The 19,521-nt window shown below is 47.5% G+C and carries 13 protein-coding genes and 1 tRNA gene; 7 read left to right on the top strand and 7 right to left on the bottom strand.

What is annotated here, in order from left to right; translation table 11 throughout:
* Positions 1–36 precede the first annotated feature (36 nt).
* Complete coding sequence (locus Q0R57_RS06915) at positions 37–1,038, bottom strand: class II fructose-bisphosphate aldolase (RefSeq protein WP_294745187.1); 1,002 nt, start codon at positions 1,036–1,038, stop codon at positions 37–39.
* Between the two features lie 369 nt (positions 1,039–1,407).
* On the bottom strand, positions 1,408–2,139 hold the full coding sequence (locus tag Q0R57_RS06910) for a head GIN domain-containing protein (RefSeq protein ID WP_294745186.1): 732 nt from the start codon (positions 2,137–2,139) through the stop codon (positions 1,408–1,410).
* A 100-nt stretch (positions 2,140–2,239) separates the two neighbouring features.
* Here Q0R57_RS06910 and Q0R57_RS06905 point away from each other — a divergent pair, with 100 nt between their 5' ends.
* Positions 2,240–3,253, top strand: a complete 1,014-nt coding sequence (locus Q0R57_RS06905) for a YqiA/YcfP family alpha/beta fold hydrolase (RefSeq protein ID WP_294745184.1) — start codon at positions 2,240–2,242, stop codon at positions 3,251–3,253.
* A gap of 3 nt (positions 3,254–3,256) precedes the next feature.
* Here Q0R57_RS06905 and Q0R57_RS06900 read toward each other — a convergent pair whose 3' ends face one another.
* Positions 3,257–6,253: a PEP/pyruvate-binding domain-containing protein gene (locus Q0R57_RS06900; protein WP_294745183.1), complete on the bottom strand. Its 2,997-nt coding sequence runs from the start codon at positions 6,251–6,253 to the stop codon at positions 3,257–3,259.
* Between the two features lie 10 nt (positions 6,254–6,263).
* A complete protein-coding gene (locus tag Q0R57_RS06895) occupies positions 6,264–7,925 on the bottom strand; it encodes a S41 family peptidase (protein WP_294745182.1) in 1,662 nt (553 codons plus the stop codon).
* 175 nt (positions 7,926–8,100) lie between these two features.
* On the opposite strand from Q0R57_RS06895, the gene Q0R57_RS06890 reads away from it, so the two are divergent.
* The 3 genes from Q0R57_RS06890 (at position 8,101) to Q0R57_RS06880 (ending at position 10,563) form a co-directional block, all read left to right on the top strand.
* A tRNA-Asn gene (locus tag Q0R57_RS06890) sits at positions 8,101–8,174 on the top strand.
* Between the two features lie 282 nt (positions 8,175–8,456).
* Complete coding sequence (locus Q0R57_RS06885; protein WP_294745179.1) at positions 8,457–9,140, top strand: response regulator transcription factor; 684 nt, start codon at positions 8,457–8,459, stop codon at positions 9,138–9,140.
* A complete protein-coding gene (locus Q0R57_RS06880) occupies positions 9,118–10,563 on the top strand; it encodes an ATP-binding protein (protein WP_092067380.1) in 1,446 nt (481 codons plus the stop codon). Before Q0R57_RS06885 ends, Q0R57_RS06880 begins: the two co-directional genes overlap by 23 nt.
* Here the strand turns inward: Q0R57_RS06880 and Q0R57_RS06875 are convergent.
* The gene (locus Q0R57_RS06875) at positions 10,560–12,269 is read right to left on the bottom strand and encodes a Na/Pi cotransporter family protein (RefSeq protein ID WP_294745173.1); all 1,710 of its coding nucleotides are present in this window, start codon (positions 12,267–12,269) and stop codon (positions 10,560–10,562) included. The two genes, Q0R57_RS06880 and Q0R57_RS06875, sit on opposite strands and share 4 nt — an antisense overlap.
* Positions 12,270–12,452: 183 nt before the next feature.
* Here Q0R57_RS06875 and Q0R57_RS06870 point away from each other — a divergent pair, with 183 nt between their 5' ends.
* From Q0R57_RS06870 to Q0R57_RS06860, 3 genes are read left to right on the top strand one after another with little or no spacing between them, the layout of a single operon-like run.
* Positions 12,453–13,181, top strand: a complete 729-nt coding sequence (locus Q0R57_RS06870; protein ID WP_294745170.1) for a DUF2490 domain-containing protein — start codon at positions 12,453–12,455, stop codon at positions 13,179–13,181.
* A gap of 7 nt (positions 13,182–13,188) precedes the next feature.
* Positions 13,189–14,031, top strand: a complete 843-nt coding sequence (locus tag Q0R57_RS06865) for a phosphohydrolase (RefSeq protein WP_092067374.1) — start codon at positions 13,189–13,191, stop codon at positions 14,029–14,031.
* Between the two features lie 16 nt (positions 14,032–14,047).
* Positions 14,048–16,327 (top strand): inorganic phosphate transporter, encoded by a 2,280-nt coding sequence (locus Q0R57_RS06860; RefSeq protein WP_294745164.1) that lies wholly within the window; start codon positions 14,048–14,050, stop codon positions 16,325–16,327.
* 98 nt (positions 16,328–16,425) lie between these two features.
* Here Q0R57_RS06860 and Q0R57_RS06855 read toward each other — a convergent pair whose 3' ends face one another.
* Together Q0R57_RS06855 and Q0R57_RS06850 are read right to left on the bottom strand one after the other, a co-directional pair.
* Positions 16,426–16,653: a hypothetical protein gene (locus Q0R57_RS06855; RefSeq protein ID WP_294745161.1), complete on the bottom strand. Its 228-nt coding sequence runs from the start codon at positions 16,651–16,653 to the stop codon at positions 16,426–16,428.
* Between the two features lie 1,033 nt (positions 16,654–17,686).
* Positions 17,687–19,510, bottom strand: a complete 1,824-nt coding sequence (locus Q0R57_RS06850; protein ID WP_294745159.1) for a DUF4419 domain-containing protein — start codon at positions 19,508–19,510, stop codon at positions 17,687–17,689.
* Positions 19,511–19,521: the final 11 nt, after the last annotated feature.

Here is a 19,521-nt window from a genome sequence, read left to right as displayed (position 1 = left end):
ATTGGTGGGGATTCTTTTTTTTATGTCGTATGCGGATTAGCACTGAGCGAGCTTGCCGTCAGAACCAAGCACATTCACAATCTTGTGGATGTACATCTTCTTCATGTTCTCGCGAGCAGGCTTCAGATACTGACGTGGGTCGAAGTCTCCAGGATGCTCAGCCAAATGCTTGCGGATAGCAGCAGTCATAGCGAGACGAGAGTCAGAGTCGATGTTGATCTTGCAAACAGCGCTCTTTGAAGCCTCACGCAGTTGCTCCTCGGGGATACCGATAGCAGCCTCGAGGTGACCACCGTACTTGTTGATGGTGTTGACCTCTTCCATAGGAACTGAAGAAGAACCGTGGAGCACGATGGGGAATCCAGGAAGCTTCTTCTCGATCTCATGCAGGATGTCGAATGCCAATGGTGGTGGAACGAGCACGCCGTTAACGAGTGTGCACTGCTCTGGGGTGAACTTGTGAGCACCGTGAGAGGTACCGATAGAGATAGCCAGAGAGTCGCAACCTGTGCGGGTAGAGAAGTCGATAACCTCCTCAGGCTTGGTGTAGTGAGACTCTGCAGCAGCAACCTCATCCTCAACACCAGCGAGCACGCCGAGCTCAGCCTCAACTGTTACGTCGAACTGATGAGCATAGTCAACAACCTTCTTTGCCAAAGCGATATTCTCCTCGTAAGGCAGAGAAGAACCGTCGATCATAACTGAAGAGAAGCCCATGTCGATACAATCCTTACAGAGCTCGAAGGTATCACCGTGGTCGAGGTGCAGAACGATCTCAGGATGCTCACAGCCGAGCTCCTTAGCATAAGCTACAGCACCCTCAGCCATGTAGCGCAGGATAGTAGCGTTAGCATAGTTGCGAGCGCCCTTAGAAACCTGCATGATAACAGGTGACTTTGTCTCAACTGCAGCCATTACGATAGCCTGCATCTGCTCCATTGTGTTGAAGTTGAAAGCGGGGATAGCATAGCCACCGGCTACTGCTCTCTTGAACATCTCGCGAGTATTTACGAGACCCAAATCCTTGTAGTTTACCATAATTAATTTTTGATGTTAAAATGTTACCGAAAATTTTCTGACCGCAAAATTACAAATAATATTTCATATTTCTTGTGTTCCCGACCCATTTTATTCAAGTATTTCACGGATTTTAAAATTCCATACCATATATAGGCTACCAAAACCAACGAAAATGCAACGTGCAGTTGACAAAACCGTTGTCGTATTCTGGCGTCTAAACATAAAAAAAGGGTCACCGCTGTGACCCAACCTTTGTTAACCTTAAATCTAATACTATGAAAAACACGATGCAAAGTTAGGTGGTTTTACTTACAACTACAAACTTTTTTGTGCCTTTTTCTTACAATTCGTCAACTAATTGACATAAATCAATTCTGATTCGTATTTTTAGAGTTCTGAGATATTACCCACACCCGTGCGGTTCAGAATCTTGCTTTTGGGGTCACCGGTATATTTCAGGGCACCTACACCGCTGACAAGGGCTTTCAGCGAGTCAGTAACATTGCACTCTATGCCGCCAACGCCTGTCACCTCACCTTTCAAGCATCGTGCCTTCAGATGCTTGGCCTCGATACTGCCCACACCCGTGCATCTCAGAATAGCCTTGTCGGCCACACCACCCATCTTGATGCTTCCCACGCCTGAGCACTCTGCCGTCAACCTATCTACAGAAAGGTCTTTCAATTTCAGCGAGCCTACGCCAGAATTCTCAACCTTCAATTGCGGTACCTTCAGTCCTTCGATAGTGATATCTGAAACGCCAGAGTTCTCCACCTCCTTAATCGTCGGTGCATAGACCGTAATCAGCACGTCATTCGATACAATCTGGATATTGTGGCGTACGAACTCAATTCCTAACTCATTGTCCTCCACTTCGAAGTTGAACAACTCGATATAATTGTCGGGGGCCTTCAGCGTCACACGATAGTCGCCTGCCTCGCTCTGCACGAACTTCACGGTGGCAACCACATCGACATCCATCGATGTAAACGCCTCCATAGCATACTCCTTTTCAACAATCACATCGCTGGGCTTGATCTTCCTACCAAAGTCGAAATTCACACACGAGGTAAGCAACATCAGGCTCACAGCCATTGCACACAATACTAATTTTTTCATTGTCTTTTCTGCTTTTTAAGTTTTACTTTTATATGATAGACGCAAATAACAATAGAAAAGTTGCAGAATAACGAAAAAAAAAGTATCTTTGCACACAATTATGGAACAACAGAACCAATATGTAAAGCAATTCCCTGAACTGATGAAGGGAAAAACTGTGATGTATGTGCACGGATTTGGCAGTAGCGGACAGAGCGGCACAGTGACCCGTCTGCGCACTATTCTGCCCAACGCCAAGGTTATTGCACCCGACCTGCCCGTACATCCTGAAGAGGCACAGGCGCTGCTGAAAGAGCTGTGCGAGACTGAGAAGCCCGACCTGATTCTGGGTACGTCGATGGGTGGCATGTACACCGAGCAGCTCTACGGCTTCGACCGTATCTGCATGAACCCCGCCCTATGCATTGCCGACACCATGCAGTCGCATGGTCTGACGGGCACTCAGACCTTTCAGAACCCTCGTCTGGATGGTGTACAACAGTTCTATGTGGACAAGGCGATGGTGAAGGAATACCGCCTGGCCTCCGAGCAGCGTTTCTCAGGGCTTGAAGCCCTCAGCGACGAGGAACTTGAAAAAGAGAAGCGTCGCGTCTATGGTCTCTTCGGTGACAAAGACGACATCGTTGACACCTTCGACCTCTTCCGCGAACATTATCCCCTGGCCACACACTTTCATGGCGAGCACCGCATGGACGACCGCTCGTTTATGCACAGCGTGGTGCCAGTAATCCGATGGATTGATGACCAGCAAGAGAACCGCCAGCGTCCCATAATATATATAGGTATAGAGACGCTTTGCGATGCCTACAACAAACCCACCAGCAGCAGCCAGAAGGCCGTGAGGATGCTCATTGAGAACTATCAGGTGTTCTTTGTATGTGAGGATGATTACCCAACGGAGAACCGCTATGGGCAATGGTTGGAGGAGTATATCAACGTACCGGCTTGGCGCCATACCATCTATACTCAACGTCGCGACCTGCTCTATGGCGATTATCTGATCAGCAAGAAAAAAGAGGGCGACACGATGGCCACCCTCTTGGAGTTTGGTTCCGACACATTCAAGACGTGGGAAGATATCATTGAGTACTTCTCACGCCTCGGCGGACAGTAAAGCTTATTCTTCGTCCGAAGGCAGAAGCACCACACCAGTCTGCTTCTTGCCGTCCATCATCACCTTGAGCGGACGATCGAAGCGCACATGGCGCACAAATTCTGTTTCCTCGACGGCAGGCATGCTGTCGAGGATTTCTTTTTGCATCACGCCATCGCCCGTATAGGTGTTGATGGTGAAGTAGCCCACGCCAAAGGAAGTGAGGTTCTGGAAGAAATGCGTGCCCTGCGAGGGATCTACGTGATAGTTCTTCAGGCCAGCCTCCACAATGACACGTGCTGCCGAGATATGCGGCCACTTCACAGGGATGCCCAGCCAGTAGTCACTGGAGCCCCATCGGCCTGGGCCAATGAGGATATAGTTCTTGTCTTCATCGAGGAACTTGCGGTTGATTCGCTCAATCTCACTGGCAATCATAGGATTGTTCGATGCCGTGAAGTTCTCGTCGGTCTTCACATATACCACGTCGAACACATCCTCAGAGATGCCATGACCCAGAGAGTTGCTCGAGCGCAACAGACATTGCTCGTCAGGAATCTGCTGAAGGTCTTCGTCGAGCACCTGCTTCGAATCGACGATAGGACGAATCTGAAGCAGATAGAAGTCGCCCGTACGGTCATCGTTCAGGTTGCAGGCAAACTCTATCTCCACCGGTCGGCGCATCTCCTCTGAACCGAGCTTCTGCGACATCTGAAGCAGTTCGGGCAACGGGAATACACCTTGCTGGAGCACGCCACAGAACGAGATAATCTTTCGGCCGCCCTCATAGATACCATCGCGGATGACCTGATCCATGGGGTCGAAGGTCGAAGCGATATAGGTGAGCGAGCCGTCGGCATCGGCCTGTTTGATGCGCAGGCTCTTGATATTGAAGCCATCGTCCACCTTGAAGTCGTCGCCCACATGACTCATATCCAACGCATAAAAGCGAGTCTGTGTCTCGCGCAATGCTGTCTCCATCTCGCTGGTTTGCAGCACCTGATGTGGATGGTAGGGGCTGACGCGCAGCGTCTGTCCACCGTCAACGATATATTTTCCCAAACCCAAGGCCAGTGAGGCAATACCTTCCTCGGCCGTTTCGTCGCCAATGGGATAGTAGTTCAGTGAACGGAGCACACCAGAGAATGTGGGATAGAACAGATCGCCATAGCGGTTGCCTACGACCTCCTGCAGTATGACCGCCATCTTTTCTTGGTCAATCACATTCTGTGTGGCCGTCATATAGGCCTTCGAGTCGCGATAATAGACGCTAGCATAAACGCTCTTAATGGCACAGGCCAGCATGCGGAGCATCTCGTACTTATCGTCGAGCCAGGGAATCATATAGGTAGAGTAGATGCCTGCAAACGGCTGATAATGGGAGTCTTCCAATAATGACGACGAGCGCACTGCGATAGGCGTCTTGATGGCGTCGAAGAAAATGAAGAAGTCCTCAATGAGGTCGTCAGGCAACTGGGCCTTGAGGAAGTGTTGCAGGATAACCTCATCGGGCGCGTCGCTCAGGGCTATGCTCCACAGGTTGTTATCGTCCATGAAGCGGTCGAAGAAGTCGGTACAGAGCACCACCGTCTTAGGAATCTGCACGGTAGCATTTTCAAACTGGTTCAACTCATGATGACGCTTGATGATATTATCGAGGAATGCCAAGCCACGACCTTTGCCGCCTAACGAGCCCTCGCCGATGCGGGCGAAGTGAGCGTAACGGTCGAACTTCAGTCGGTCGAACACAGCTACCACGCCGATGTTCTTCATCCGTCGGTACTGCACAATGGCATCGAAAATAATCTGTCGGTGGGCATCCACATCCTGCAACTTATGCCATGTAACGTTTTTCAGGAACTGACTTACAGGGAAGATGGCACGCGCACAGAGCCAACGGCTCATGTGATTGCGGCGTATGTGGTGCATCAGCGAGTCGTGAGGTATCTTGAAGATATTGTCCTGCAACTCTTTCAGTGAAGACACACGCGCCACCTCTTCATGAGTCTCAGGGTCACGGAACACGAAGTCGCCGAAGCCCAGATGCTCCTCAATCATCTGACGCAGGTCCACATTGAACTTCTTCGAGTTCTTGTCCAGGAAGTCAAAACCCTCAGCCCATGCCTTCTCACGGTTCTGCACCTCGCTGCTCTCCAATATCAGCGGCACATACTCGTCAATCTTCCTAATCTCGCGCAGCAGCTTCAAACCAGCCTCTGGGTCTCCCTCCTCCACATGACTCAATCTGCCTATAGGCGTTTGCATGGGGAAGCGCGTGTCGCTGATGACGCCTAACGTATTGTCTTTGTACTTCTCATAGATCTGCATGGCCTCCTCATAGTTCGTGGCCAGCACCACCTTGGGGCGTCCACGCTTACGCTGGGCAGCAGCGTGGGGGTTGAGGGCCTCAGTAGAGAAATTCTTAGACTGCTGCAGGATATAATTATAGAGGTTGGGCAGCACGCTGGAATAGAAGCGGATGTTATCCTCCACAAGCAGGATCATCTGCACGCCAGCCTCCTCAATATCGTGCTCAATATTCATCTTGTCCTCAATCAGCTTGATGATTGAGAGGATGAGGTTGGTGTTGCCCAGCCAGCAGAACACATAGTCGAAGATGGTCATATCCTCGTTCTGCATACGCTTGGTGATACCATGACTGAAGGGTGTCAGCACCACACAGGGCACAGAAGGCTTGATGGCTTTCACCTCGCGGGCCACCGTAAAGGCATCATTGTCGGCTGTACCAGGCATACAGATCACCAAGTCGATGTTGGTGGTGTCCAGCACATGACGAGCCTCATCGGTGGTACTCACCTGAGTGAAGGTTGGCGGATAGCGCATGCCCAGTTCGGTGTACTCGTCAAATATTTTCTCGTCCACACGTCCGTCGTCCTCCAGCATGAAGGCATCGTAGGGATTGGCCACGATAAGCACGTTGAAGATGCGACGCGTCATCAAGTTGACAAACGACACATCCTTCAGATAGAACGTGTTGAATTCCTGTGGTATGTTTGCCATAGTGCTCTTTTTATTTCTGCTTCACGGGATGGAGGATGCGCTGATATTCCTCTGTCGATTTCAGGATGCGCTCGGCCTCCTTCAGCTGGGTGTCGTAATTCAGTCCAGCCTCAATGCTGCCCTTCTGATAGTAGTACGACGAGATGATATCCATCTCCAGCATCTGCTGGATAGTGGCACGATGCTTGTCCAGATCGCTGGCCACATCGTGTTTCAGTTTCTGCTCCAACGCGTCGAAGGCATCTTTTGCCTCATCATAGTAGCCCTCGAACTTGGCCGTCTTCACCAACTCGTCAAACTGCTTCTTCGACACGGGGTCATAGGTAAAGCCGCTATCGATGACACGCTGACGGAAGGTCTGCCAGTCTGCCTCTGTGATATGGAAGTCGTTAGCGGCAGCGATGGTAGGATGCTGGTTGATGTAGTCCACCACATAGTCGAACAACACCTCCGTAGAGTCCATGCCGCCAGCCGAGAGGTAATAGGCAATGTTAGGCATCGTGTCGTTCTTCACTACCAAGTCGGGCATGATGCCGCCACCATCGCGCACCTCCCTACCCCCACGGGTATGAAACACATTGGTCAGCGAATCGGCAATACGCTCCTTACCGTCGCGCTTGTAGTTGATGGCTTGGATACAGCGTCCAGAAGGGATGTAATAGTGCGAGGTGGTAATCTTCACATTTGTATTATAAGGCAAGTCGAGCGGCACCTGCACCAAGCCCTTACCATAGGTACGCGTACCTACTATGACTGCTCGATCAAGATCCTGCAAGGCACCACTGGTAATCTCCGAGGCCGAAGCCGTCTCGCCATTCACCAGCACTACCATGGGCATCACGGTGTCTACAGGCTCCAGGCGGGTCTTATACACACGGTTGGCCTGACGCACCTTGCCGCGGTTCTCTACTATCATCTGCTCCTGTGGCACCCACAGGTTCACAATATCCACGGCCTCCATCTCGCTTCCGCCACCATTGCCACGAAGATCGAATATCAGGGCCTTGGCACCCTGGTTCTTCAACTCCACAAAGGCACGACGCACGTCCTTGGCGCAGCCTTCGGTAAACTGATTCAGGTTGATGTAGCCGATAGAGTCAGGACGCATGCCATAGTAAGGCAACTCTGGCAACTTGATATTCCGGCGAGTAATCTTGAACTGCATCTCCTTACCCGTAGAAGGACGTTTCACCTTCAGCACAAACGTCGTGCCAGCATCGCCACGAAGGTGTGAACTCACATAGCTCACATTCTTGTCAGTCATCAGCGTATCATCTATCGACAAGATGATGTCGCCCTTCTTCAGACCTACCTCGGCGGCAGGCATACCCTCGTAGGGTTCGTCCACCACCACGCGCTTCAGTCTGGTGTGATACTTAATCAAGGCGCCGATACCCGCATACTTGCCAGTCAGCATCATCTGCAGGTTCTTTTTCTCGTCCTCAGGATAGTACTCTGTATAGGGGTCCAACGACCGCAGCATGCCTTTGATGGCTGCCGTCATCGTCTGTTTCGGGTTCAGCGTATCCACATAAAAAAGGTCCAGGTTACTGTATAGGGCGTTGAAAATATCAAGGTTCTTCCCTACCTCCAACTCATGGTTCTCCTGTGCCGAAGCGCCCACTGGCAGCATCGTCACCACCATCAGTATCCATTTCAAACATCTGTTCATATCTCTTCTTTTTATTTTTGACTGCAAATTTAGCGTATTCTCCCCAAATTCTATCCCTTTTTCCCCACTTTTTATAAAAAAATCACGTTTCATCGAAATTTTTCCCAAAAAAGTTTGCATATTTCAATTTTTAGCCTTACCTTTGCACCCGCAATTCAGAAATGATGCGCATCCTGCTTCAGTAGCTCAGTTGGTTAGAGCACCTGACTGTTAATCAGGGGGTCGTTGGTTCAAGCCCATCCTGAAGCGCCTTAGAAAGAGTCCTGTAGGTCAATGACTTACAGGATTTTTCTTTTCCTCACATTTCAAAGTTGCACCCAATTTGCACCCAATTTTAAACGATGCACCCAGCCTGCACCCACAACTTTGCAGAATTCCCTCGAATTTGAAAAGGCGGCTGAACACTTACGTAAATCAATAATTATCATGCAAAAGCACCTGCTATATTGAGATTTAATAACATTGTAATATAAATCCTTTCTATTTTTCGGAAAAAGTATATAACTTTGCGCCTTGAAATTCAGAAGAATTATGAAGATACTTGTTGTAGATGATGAGCAGGATATCTGTGAAATACTGCAATATAACCTCGAGAATGAAGGTTTTGAGGTGGTTACAGCCAATTCAGCAGAGGAGGCACTGGAACTACCCCTACAAGATTATTCGCTTATTCTGCTAGATGTTATGATGGGAGAAATGTCGGGGTTCCAGATGGCGCGCAGACTAAAGAACAATCCCGCTACGACACAGATTCCCATTATCTTCATTACGGCACTCGACAGTGAGGACAATTTGGTAAAAGGATTGAATATCGGTGCTGACGACTATATTGCCAAGCCATTGGGTATGAAAGAAGTGAAGGCTAGGGTTAAGGCTGTACTCAGACGTACTCAATTGCAGCAAACGGTTTCTACTGCTGTTGATAATAAGATTGCTTACGAAGGAATTATGGTTGATTTGAATGCCAAGACTGTAATATGCGACGGAAAGGAACTAGAATTCACCAAACTGGAATTTGAATTGTTGTCTTTCTTTCTCCAACATCCTAACAAGGTGTTTTCTCGGGAAGACTTATTGAAGTATTGTTGGCCACAGGATGTGCTGGTTCTTGACCGCACGGTGGACGTGAACATCACCAGATTACGTAAGAAGATAGGCCATTATGGCAAACAGATAAAAACACGTGTGGGATATGGCTACTGCTTTGAAAAGTAAATCCTTTCAACGTAATTTACTGCTAAGCATCGGTGGTGTGTTTCTGCTCTTTGCTATATGCTTTAGCGTATATCAGTATAAGCGTGAAAAGGAGTATAAAATTGATATTCTTCATTCACGACTGCAGATGTACAACTATGAGATGGTGCAGACGGTAGGCAAGGATAGTATTAGCTGTAGCCGGCTATTTCGCGATTATGTTATACATCATCAGATGGAGGGACTTCGAGTGTCTGTGATAGACAAGGAAGGACGGGTCATCCTTGATAGCTATGATACTGATGTGGAAGCATTGGGGAACCATCTACAGAGAACGGAGATACAACAGGCTTTGCGAGAGGGCAGTGGCTACGATATCAAACGTATGTCACAGTCTACTCACGAGACCTACTTCTATTCTGCAACTCGTTTCGGCGATATGATTGTTCGTGCTGCCGTACCCTATTCTGCAGAGCTGACCCGATCATTGCAGGCAGACTATACTTTCATTTATTTTTCAGGCGTTCTCACCCTGTTGCTGGGCATCGTGCTCTACTATATCACTCACCGTATCAGCCGACACATTGGTTACTTACGTGAATTTGCCGTGAAGGCCGAGGAAGGTGAGGAACTTGACCACGAATTGGAGCGTCGGCTGCCAGATGACGAATTGGGTGATATCAGCCACACTATCATCATGTTGTATTGGAAACTACGTCATTCGGAAGAAGAAAAAGTGCGTATCAAACGTCAGCTTACCCAGAATGCCGCTCATGAGCTGAAAACACCTGCTGCCAGCATTCATGGTTATTTAGAGAGCATCATCGACAATCCCGATATGCCAAATGATAAGAAACAACATTTTCTGGAACGCTGTTATGCTCAAAGTGAACGCATGAACAAGCTTCTGCTGGATATGAGTGTGCTTACTAAACTAGACGAGATTGATGATAGTTCATCTAATGCTCAGCATGAGTATCGTCAAGTTGATGTCTTGCAGATTATCACAAATGTGATAGATGACACAGACTTGCAATTACAAGAGAAAGGTATCGAACTAAAACTCCAATTACCACAAAATATAGAAGTACAGGGTGATTCGAGCCTGCTATACAGCATTTTCCGAAATCTGATAGACAATACTATTTCCTATGCCTACGGGGCCACACGGTTAATCATCGCCTGCCAAGAGATTGAAATAGAAGGACGCCACTTCTACGAATTTAATGTAAGCGACAATGGCCAAGGCGTAGAGGCGCAGCACCGTGAGCACCTGTTTGAACGTTTCTACCGTGTAGACAAAGGGCGCTCGCGCAAACTTGGTGGCACAGGTCTAGGGCTTGCCATCGTGAAAAATGCAGTTGCCGCCCATGGTGGACAAGCAATTGCACTTTCTACGCCTGGTGGCGGGCTTACCATCAGGTTCACACTCGCAAGGTTTTAGCCCTGTCCGTTGATAGGACCGTCGCCAAAGTCATTGTTCAAGCCCTTACCTGCCTGCACAACATTCATTACATAGTCGCCAAGTTTCTCACACTCTGAGATGAAATCAACATAGAACACACCCAACTGATAGTCGTAGAGTCCAGCATTTACATCGTGCAGGTTCTGGTTCTTCAGTTGTGTACGATAGTTATTGATTTCATGCTCGATGTTAAGCGAGGTCTTCACACCATTCTTGGTAGTGGGTTGGTCAATGCGTTTCAGCATCTCTCTGAGGGCAGCACCTACCAGTTGCAGCATCGTCATCATGTGCTGCATCTGCTCGGCAGTAAAGTCCTCCTGACAGTGCATGCGATGGCGATTCAGGGTACGCCCCAGGTTATAAACCGAGTCACCGATGGACTCTAATTCAGATATCTGGCGAAGCATCTTTTGTATCTGAGTTTTCGACGCATCCGACAAGCGTCCTTCACTCACCTTGTTCAGATAGCTGGCAATCTCCATCTCCATCGAGTCGGTGATGTTCTCGTATTTCTCAATACGGGCAAAGAGTTTATTAAACTCCATCTCGTCTTTCGTTTCCAGAAGCGTGGGCACGAAACCTGCCATGCGCTGACAACGCTCAGCGAAACTGTGAATCTCCTTCTGTGCCTCCATAATGCTGAGTTCGGCTGTAGAGAGCAGACCGCCACTGATGAAACGCAGGCGATAGTCCTCGTCTTGTGCCTTCATAGGCAGCACACGACATACAAACATCTCTATCTGCTTCACAAAACCAATGAGCAACAGCGTGTTGATGATGTTGAAGGCGGTGTGGAAGGCTGATAGCTTAAAGAGATCGTTGCCACCACCCATTAAGTTCTCTACTACCCAACTAACGGCATCACAAGCGGGATAGAACACGATGAGGAACACCACGACACCAAACACATTGAAGAACATGTGGGCCAGAGCTGCACGGCGCGCTTGTGTATTGGCAGTCAGCGAAGCCATAAACGCAGTGATGGTGGTACCAATATTCTGTCCCATAGCCAGCGCAGCTGCTTGTTCGAAGCCAAAACCAGGGATGTTCATGCCGAAGAGCATCAGCGTAATGGCCATTGTGGCAGCTGACGCCTGAACAATCATCGTGACCAATGCACCCACAATCACAAAGAGGATAATCGTGAAGAACGAATCCTGCGGCACGTGAGCCAGCATCCCCGCCACCATATCACCGATATTCATCGCTGTGGCAGCCTCTTGCAGAAACGATAATCCCATAAAGAGGAACGAGAAGCCGAAGATGAATTCGCCAATGCTCTTGCGGTTACCCTTGCTACTGAATATCAATGGCATACCGATAGCCAACAAGGGGATAGCAAAGGCAGCGATGTTCACCTTAAAGCCAACAGCCGATATAATCCATGCTGTAACTGTTGTTCCGATGTTTGCACCCATGATGACGCCAATAGACTGCGCAAGCGTCATCAACCCTGCATTCACAAAGCTTACAACCATCACGGTTGTGGCACTCGACGACTGGATGAGTGCCGTAATCAGAATACCTGTTAGAACACCCATCACACGATTCTTTGTCATCGCAGCCAAAATACTGCGCAGGCGATCGCCTGCAAACTTCTCCAGACCCTCCGACATTGTCTTCATTCCAAAGAGGAACAATGCCAGCGACCCCACAAGCGAGAAAATGTTAATAATCAATTCCATTTGTATTTTATCCTATAAATTTTGCTGCAAAGATATTACAATCTTATTACGCTGTTGTTACGTCCATGTTACAATCCTGTTACAAACGGTAATGTAACCTATCTATCACACGAATGAAATGTTTTTGTAACATGCTCAGTTTACCTTTGCAATGTCAATCACTAACGGTTGGCTAAATCATTTATGGATAAAGAAAAAGCAGAAAGAATTCAGAGAATCTTTAATTGGGTGAGATTTGTCATCCTAGTGTTGTTTCTCACATTTATTTTCATCGGATTATCTAAGGCTCAAACTACCAATGATTTCGGTATGTGGACTACTATTGGCACGGAAAAGAATGTAAACGACAGTTGGAGCCTTGGAGTGAACACCGAAATCCGCACGAAGAACAATGTTGGTAGTGTTGACCGTTGGCAGTTAGGCATAGATTGTACGTATAAAATATCCAAACTCCTTAAATTGGGAGGAAGTTATGAATTTCACTTAAAGAACCATACGATAGATGGCGTAAATGAAATGGTTCCCCGCCATCGCCTTATGTTCGACATAACACCAGGATGTAAGGTGTTTAATTGGCTTAAACTATCTTTGCGCGAGCGATATCAGTATACACATACAATGCAGAGGGGCAACGAGAATGCAAGCAATGAACATCATCTGCGTAATCGGTTTAAGGCAGAGATGACCAATAGTAGAATGAATGGCTGGAGTCCCTTTGCATCGGTTGAGATGTTCAATAATCTAGGTAAACAATTTCAAATAGATGAGATGCGCATAGCCGCTGGAACGTCATATAAGATCAACGCTCATCATGCCATCAATATGGGGTATTTACTTGATCTGAAAAGGTCGGCTGGTGGCTTAGATAAAGCTCTTCACGTGTTAACATCGGGATATGTGTATCATATTTAGTCATACTATGGAATCAAAATCACCAAAAGAAATACAAGTCGAAGAGAAGATAACTGATTTGGTCACAAAGATAGTGGATGACCAGACATTTGGCGATGACCTGCCTTTAAGACTATGGAATCATCTTCAGAATAATCAGGAAATAGATGCTATACAAAATTATGCCAACATAGTATCAATAGGTCGGTTGGGGTTGAATGATCACGGACCTGTACACATGAAGATTGTATGCCGCAATGCTTTAAAAATGCTCTTTTTGCTTCACGAAGCAAGTGTGGAGACAAGTCTAGAAAAGGAAAAGTCCGGCACATATGCAGATAGTGTCTGTGCTGTAATGCTTGCCTCTCTCCTTCATGATAGTGGAATGACCATCAGTCGCAAAGATCATGAGCTTTATTCCAGCATAATCAGTTATTCAATCATCAATGACACATTAACGCAACTGATGCCAGAAGATAAGAACATTATACGAAGAACGGTGATACGCTCTATTGCTATGGAAGGCATTATCGGACACATGGCTACGCATCCTATCCATTCTATTGAGGCTGGTCTTATCCTGATTGCTGATGGTTGTGATATGACAAAAGGACGTGCTCGTATTCCTTTGGAGATTCATTCAAAACCGGCAGAAGGCGATATTCACAAGTATTCTGCAAACTCTATTGAAAAGGTAAAAATTGAACAGGGGCATGAGCGTCCTTTGAAAATAGAGATACGCATGAAAGCTGAAGTAGGTTTCTTTCAAGTAGAAGAAGTCCTTATTCCCAAAATTCAATCAAGCCCCGCAAAGAGCCTGTTAGAGTTATATGCAGGAGTTGGTGGCGAAGGAATGAAACGATATATGTAATCAAATAAAAAGAATAATGAATACCTTATTTCTCGGAATAGTTATATTTCTTATTGTGCTGGCAGTTTTTGACCTCGTAGTCGGAGTCAGCAATGATGCAGTAAACTTCCTGAACTCTGCCATCGGTGCTAAGGTGGCGAGATACAGGACAGTTGTGTCAGTGGCGGCTATCGGTGTGTTTGCTGGAGCGGCCTTGAGCAATGGCATGATGGACGTGGCCCGGCACGGCATCATGACGCCACAGTATTTCTCATTCTACGACGTGATGTGTGTATTCCTGGCTGTAATGATTACCGACGTGGTACTGCTCGATGTGTTCAACACGCTCGGCATGCCGACATCCACCACCGTCTCGATGGTATTCGAACTGCTGGGAGGAGCATTTGCCATCGCCCTGCTGCAGATACTCCACGGGGCAACGGCAGCAGACGGGACGTTACTTTCATTAGGTGATCTGCTGAACACGGAGAAAGCCATTTCGGTCATCCTTGGCATTTTCCTCAGTGTTGCCATTGCGTTTGTCCTCGGCATGCTGGTGCAGTGGGTGGCACGCGTCGTTTTCACTTTTACATACCGTGTGAACGGGAGAACGACAGATCAGTCAGGCAAGATGGGAAGTCTGGTTGCATCGTCGTTAAAGATTGGTATCTTTGGTGGACTATCAGTGACGGCCATTGTTTGGTTCCTGCTTATCAACGGATTGAAGAGTAGCAGTTTAATGACGCCTGAGTTGAAAGAAATGGTCAGTCAAAACACGCTTCTGATTATTGGCGGAGGCGCGGCCGTTTTCTCTGTGCTATTGACGCTGCTGAGTGCCATGAAACTGCCCGTACTAAAGTTCGTTGTATTGTTGGGCACCTTCGCCCTGGCAATGGCATTTGCAGGCAACGACCTCGTGAACTTTGTAGGTGTTCCGCTGACAGGACTTGAGGCATATCAGGACTACATGGCCAACGGCAATGGCGAATCGCAGGACTACATGATGTACTCACTGATGGATAGTGCTCATACCCCCGCACTCTATCTCATCGCGGCAGGTGTGGTGATGGTGCTCGCACTGGTCTTCTCAAAGAAGGCGCAGAACGTAGTGAAGACCTCGGTGGACCTCTCGCGACAGGATGAGGGTGACGAGATGTTTGGTTCGAGTGGTGTGGCACGGACGTTGGTGCGCACGTCCAGAAATATGGCCAACGGCATGGCTTCTGTAGTTCCGAATGGTGTGGCGCGATGGATTGACTCACGCTTTAATGCCGATGCTGCCGTGTTGAAGCGGGGAGCCGCCTTCGATGAGATTCGTGCAGCGGTCAATCTGGTTCTCGCTGGGGCGCTGGTGGCATTGGGTACATCGCTCAAACTGCCGCTATCCACCACCTACGTCACTTTTATGGTAGCCATGGGTGCTTCGCTGGCAGACCGAGCATGGAGTCGCGAGAGCGCAGTATTCCGTATTACTGGTGTGCTATCGGTCATAGGTGGTTGGTTCATCACGGCTGGTGTAGCGTTCATGTTGTGCTTCCTCGTCTGCATCGCCCTGTTCTTTGGATCGTTTGTGGCAATGGCCGTTGCCATCGCGCTGGCCATCTTCTTGCTTATTCGAAGCCATCTGCACTATGAAAAAAGCAACAAGACCAGTGAGGCCGACGAATTGTTTGATCGCATTGTTCGTAGCAGCGATAAAGCAGAATGTTGGATACTGCTTCGACAACATGTGGCACTAACCATCACACATCAACTACAATTGGTAGCAGAAACTTATAAATCGATGACCGATGCTTTCTTTTATGAGGACTATCGTACGCTGAAACGTACCGCAGCGGTGACCGAAAACCAACGCAAAGATATAAAACGCCAGCGACGCAAACAGATTATGGCCCAACGACGTATAGACCCCATGTTTAGTATTGAGAAGGGCACATGGTACTTTCTGACAATCAACTCGCTGGCGCAAATGGTATATTGCTTGAAACGTATGGGTGAGCCATGCTTAGAGCATGTAGGCAACAACTTCAGTCCAGTGCCAAGCAAATATATCCAAGAGTTCATTCAGATGCGCAATGAGATATTACAACTCTTCAACCGGGCCTGCCATGCCGAAACAATGGCGTTGATACGTGGTGATGCCGAAAAACTGCAATCACAGCTTTCCGATTATCGACGGACTATCATCCACGACATTCAAGCCAAGCAACTCAATATTGAGAGTATGACTGTATTTCTGAATTTGGTTCAGGAGACGCAACAACTTCTCAGTGCCTTGCGCCATACTGTGAGGGGAGCAAACAAGTTTGATGAGTAATAAATTTAATAATACAATTGTCGGATGGGCATCGACTCCTCTGATGACACTTGAAGTGTCATAATAACAAGTAATCACCTTAATAATGGGCGATCGAATTAAATCGATCGCCCATTACCGTATTTTCTGTTATAGAGTTCCTTTGTGCGCAATTCTTCAAGCGCGTCAAAGGTTCCATCACGCCAATAATAATCAACCTTGGGACTGGCGACATTCCAGATTTCTTCACATAATTGTGTCCTGTCACTGCCATCAAAGGCAAGGAATGCTTCAATAATATTGGCTTGGTTTTGGTTCAGATGGCGTTGATTTTGACAGTTGCCCATTTCTACCAGAGCATTGACGGCAGCGTCAAAGAGCTGGTCACGCTTCTGATGGTATGACTCCCAGGTTCCATCAGCGATACGATTAGCATCATCTTGTAGGGAATTGATAGTGGCGTTATCTCCTTTCCAGTCTGTAACTGTCTTAACGAGCAGTGTTGCATACCAAAAAGCATTGCTTACATATGACTTGCGGCATTCTGTATGTAAATAATAACGGTAGAATAAACCAAATAATAATTCGTCATGGACCAGTATATATAAGGACTTAATGGTTAGTTGCTTTTTATAAAATGTTGATTCACAAATGCGTATGATAGTTATCTTCCATATAGACGACTATCGAGTGGTATACTACACGATTATTATGGCGGTATACTTTACCGAGATTATTTACATCCATAGACTATGACAAGTTCTGAACGATTGGAGTCCAAGCATCGTTGTAACTCAGCCATTTCACTATCTCTACCTATAATATTTTGACTTTCCATAAATAACCATCTTTTATAACTGAGTGCAAAGATACAACTTTTTTCTAAAAATAGCACGAAATCCAACTTTTTTGTTGTATTTCTGCCAAGAAAAAGTTGGTTTTCGTGTATATTTTCATTCTCAAACCGGTTGAAAGTTGAAATTGCCTTAACATTTTTCTACTTGTCAACCTGTTTTTTCATTGCTTCTCTTGCGGCCTTAATCTTATCACCAACTCTCTGGGCTTGCTCGGAGATACCTATTCGGATATAACTCTCAAAGACCTTTTGAGACTGATGTCCTGTAATGCTGCGAATCTCTTGATCTGACAACACACCTAATTTATATAAGTTGGTGGTTCCGCTTCTTCGTGCCGTATGTGAACATGTAAGTTTGTTCAGATCGCTTTTCCACGCCTGTCAACACCGTTACGTACTCAAGCCCATCCTGAAGCGCAAAAATCCCAAGAGCAATCTTGGGATTTTTTGTTTCAGGGGCTTTCACCAACTTCGGGTCGTGGTTCTTGCGTCCCGTTGGTAGCAAGCATAGCTCGAGCGCTTGCTTATGAATTAAGAGGTATAACCCTCCAGCTGTTTTTGGGCTGCATGACGATATCAAGTTTTTTCTTACTGTAATCAAGAGTGACGGTATCAAAACCGATATAGATAATTCGGAATTTGTGTTGGGGACTGTTTACAAGGAGGTTGAAGCGGCCGTTGATGTCGGAAACGGTGGATTTTATAATGCGACCTTGCTCATCAATCTCGCAGATGGTGGCGCCTATCAGCGGGCCAGCACCATCACTCACCGTTCCGAAAAGAGTGTTGTAAATCTTAACACCTTTTTTCTTTTTCGTCTTTTGGGTAAGGGAACTATCCGTCAGCTTAGACTTGGAGGGGGCTTCATTAATTATAGTCTCTGGCATATTGGAGACGATGCGAATGATGCCGTTGACGTAACGACGGATGGTGGCACGGGGGAAATGAGCCTTGATGGCGGCTTCCTGCTCGTCGCTCATCTTGCCTTCTATTGTCAGGTTGTCAATCTGCAGGTTATAGAACCACTCGGGCAGCACAACGTCTGAGGTGAAATAAAGGGTCAGTCTGCGGATATGAGGCAGGAGGGAGAGGTGCTCAGGCACTTCTTTCACACGTAACTCGATACCCATGAAAGAGGATTCGGAGTCCATCTGCTCCAGTCGCTTGACGATATCTTCCTTGCCTTTCATCTGTCGTACCACCCACCCCATCTTGGGCGTGAGGGTATGTGTCTGGCGGTCAACTTCGGTGCCGATGAAGCCAGCAACGAGCTGTAGCGGTGTCTCATTAAGGACGGTGCCATCGACAGGATTGATGATTTGGTATATGAAATCAACATATACGCGCTCTGACGGCATCTTGTGGTTGTGGGGCACTTGGTCGAGCGTCAGTCCATTCTCGTCGGGGAAGAACTTGAGTATCCAGCCATCCAACTGTGTAGGCTCACGCATGCCGCATTTGCCTCCAACCATCTGACCAACCCTTCCCTTTTTGACCATTTCTTGCCAGAAAGACTGGTTTGGCTTTCCTTCTGACGCCTTGACAAACTCGGTGAGGATAGGTTCGAGGCTTTGCGTCCACTGACCGATGCCGTACTGACGCAGCCGCTGTGTCTTCTGAAGCACTTTCTGCCAATCCTCAGGCGTACCAGTGAGCGTGATGGAAGGTATGCCGCAACCTATATAGTGGACCACATAGTCGAAATAGCTCTTCATGGTCTCCATCAGCGTGATTTGAGAGGTGATACGCTCGGTGATGCCTGTCGTGGTAAAATCGGCGGTGATGGTCTGTGCTATATCGCCCTTGGTGTTTTTGTTGATTTGAGCAGTAAAGTCAGACATCAGCTTCTCCCAGTTAGCATCCTCAGAGAGTAACTCCTTGTCGGACATCACCACTAAATCCATCTTGTCTGCATGGCTCACAAGTTTGTCGCGCATCTCTTCGGGATGGGCGTTGACATAGCGGGCAAAGCCCTGACTAATAAGCACCCACACCATATCGGGCGAGAGTACCAACGAACGGTGCTCGGCATAGGCGCGCACAATGGTTTGGAAGAACACGTCCTTACCCGTAAAGGTGTAAAACGACTCGTCGTCAGAGAAGCTTCTGGCAATCATGGCTTGTATATCGCCTGGTACCCCTTCATCGAAGAAGATGCTCCTGAGCGCTTTATCACCCCACTGAAGAGAAGCCTCCAGGGTGTAATTTCCCTCAAAGGGTGCGAGATTCTCATCGACCACAAAGGTGACTTTTCCTTCGGTCTGACTGATGATCTTACTACTCTTCTTAGCATGTGCCGTCATTCCAACAAGCACAAGTATCAGCATGATGGTAACAGTTTTCTTCATAGGTCTATTGG

The sequence above is a fragment of the uncultured Prevotella sp. genome (assembly GCF_946407605.1).
GTDB lineage: Bacteria > Bacteroidota > Bacteroidia > Bacteroidales > Bacteroidaceae > Prevotella.
This window is presented reverse-complemented; position numbering and strand designations above follow the sequence as displayed.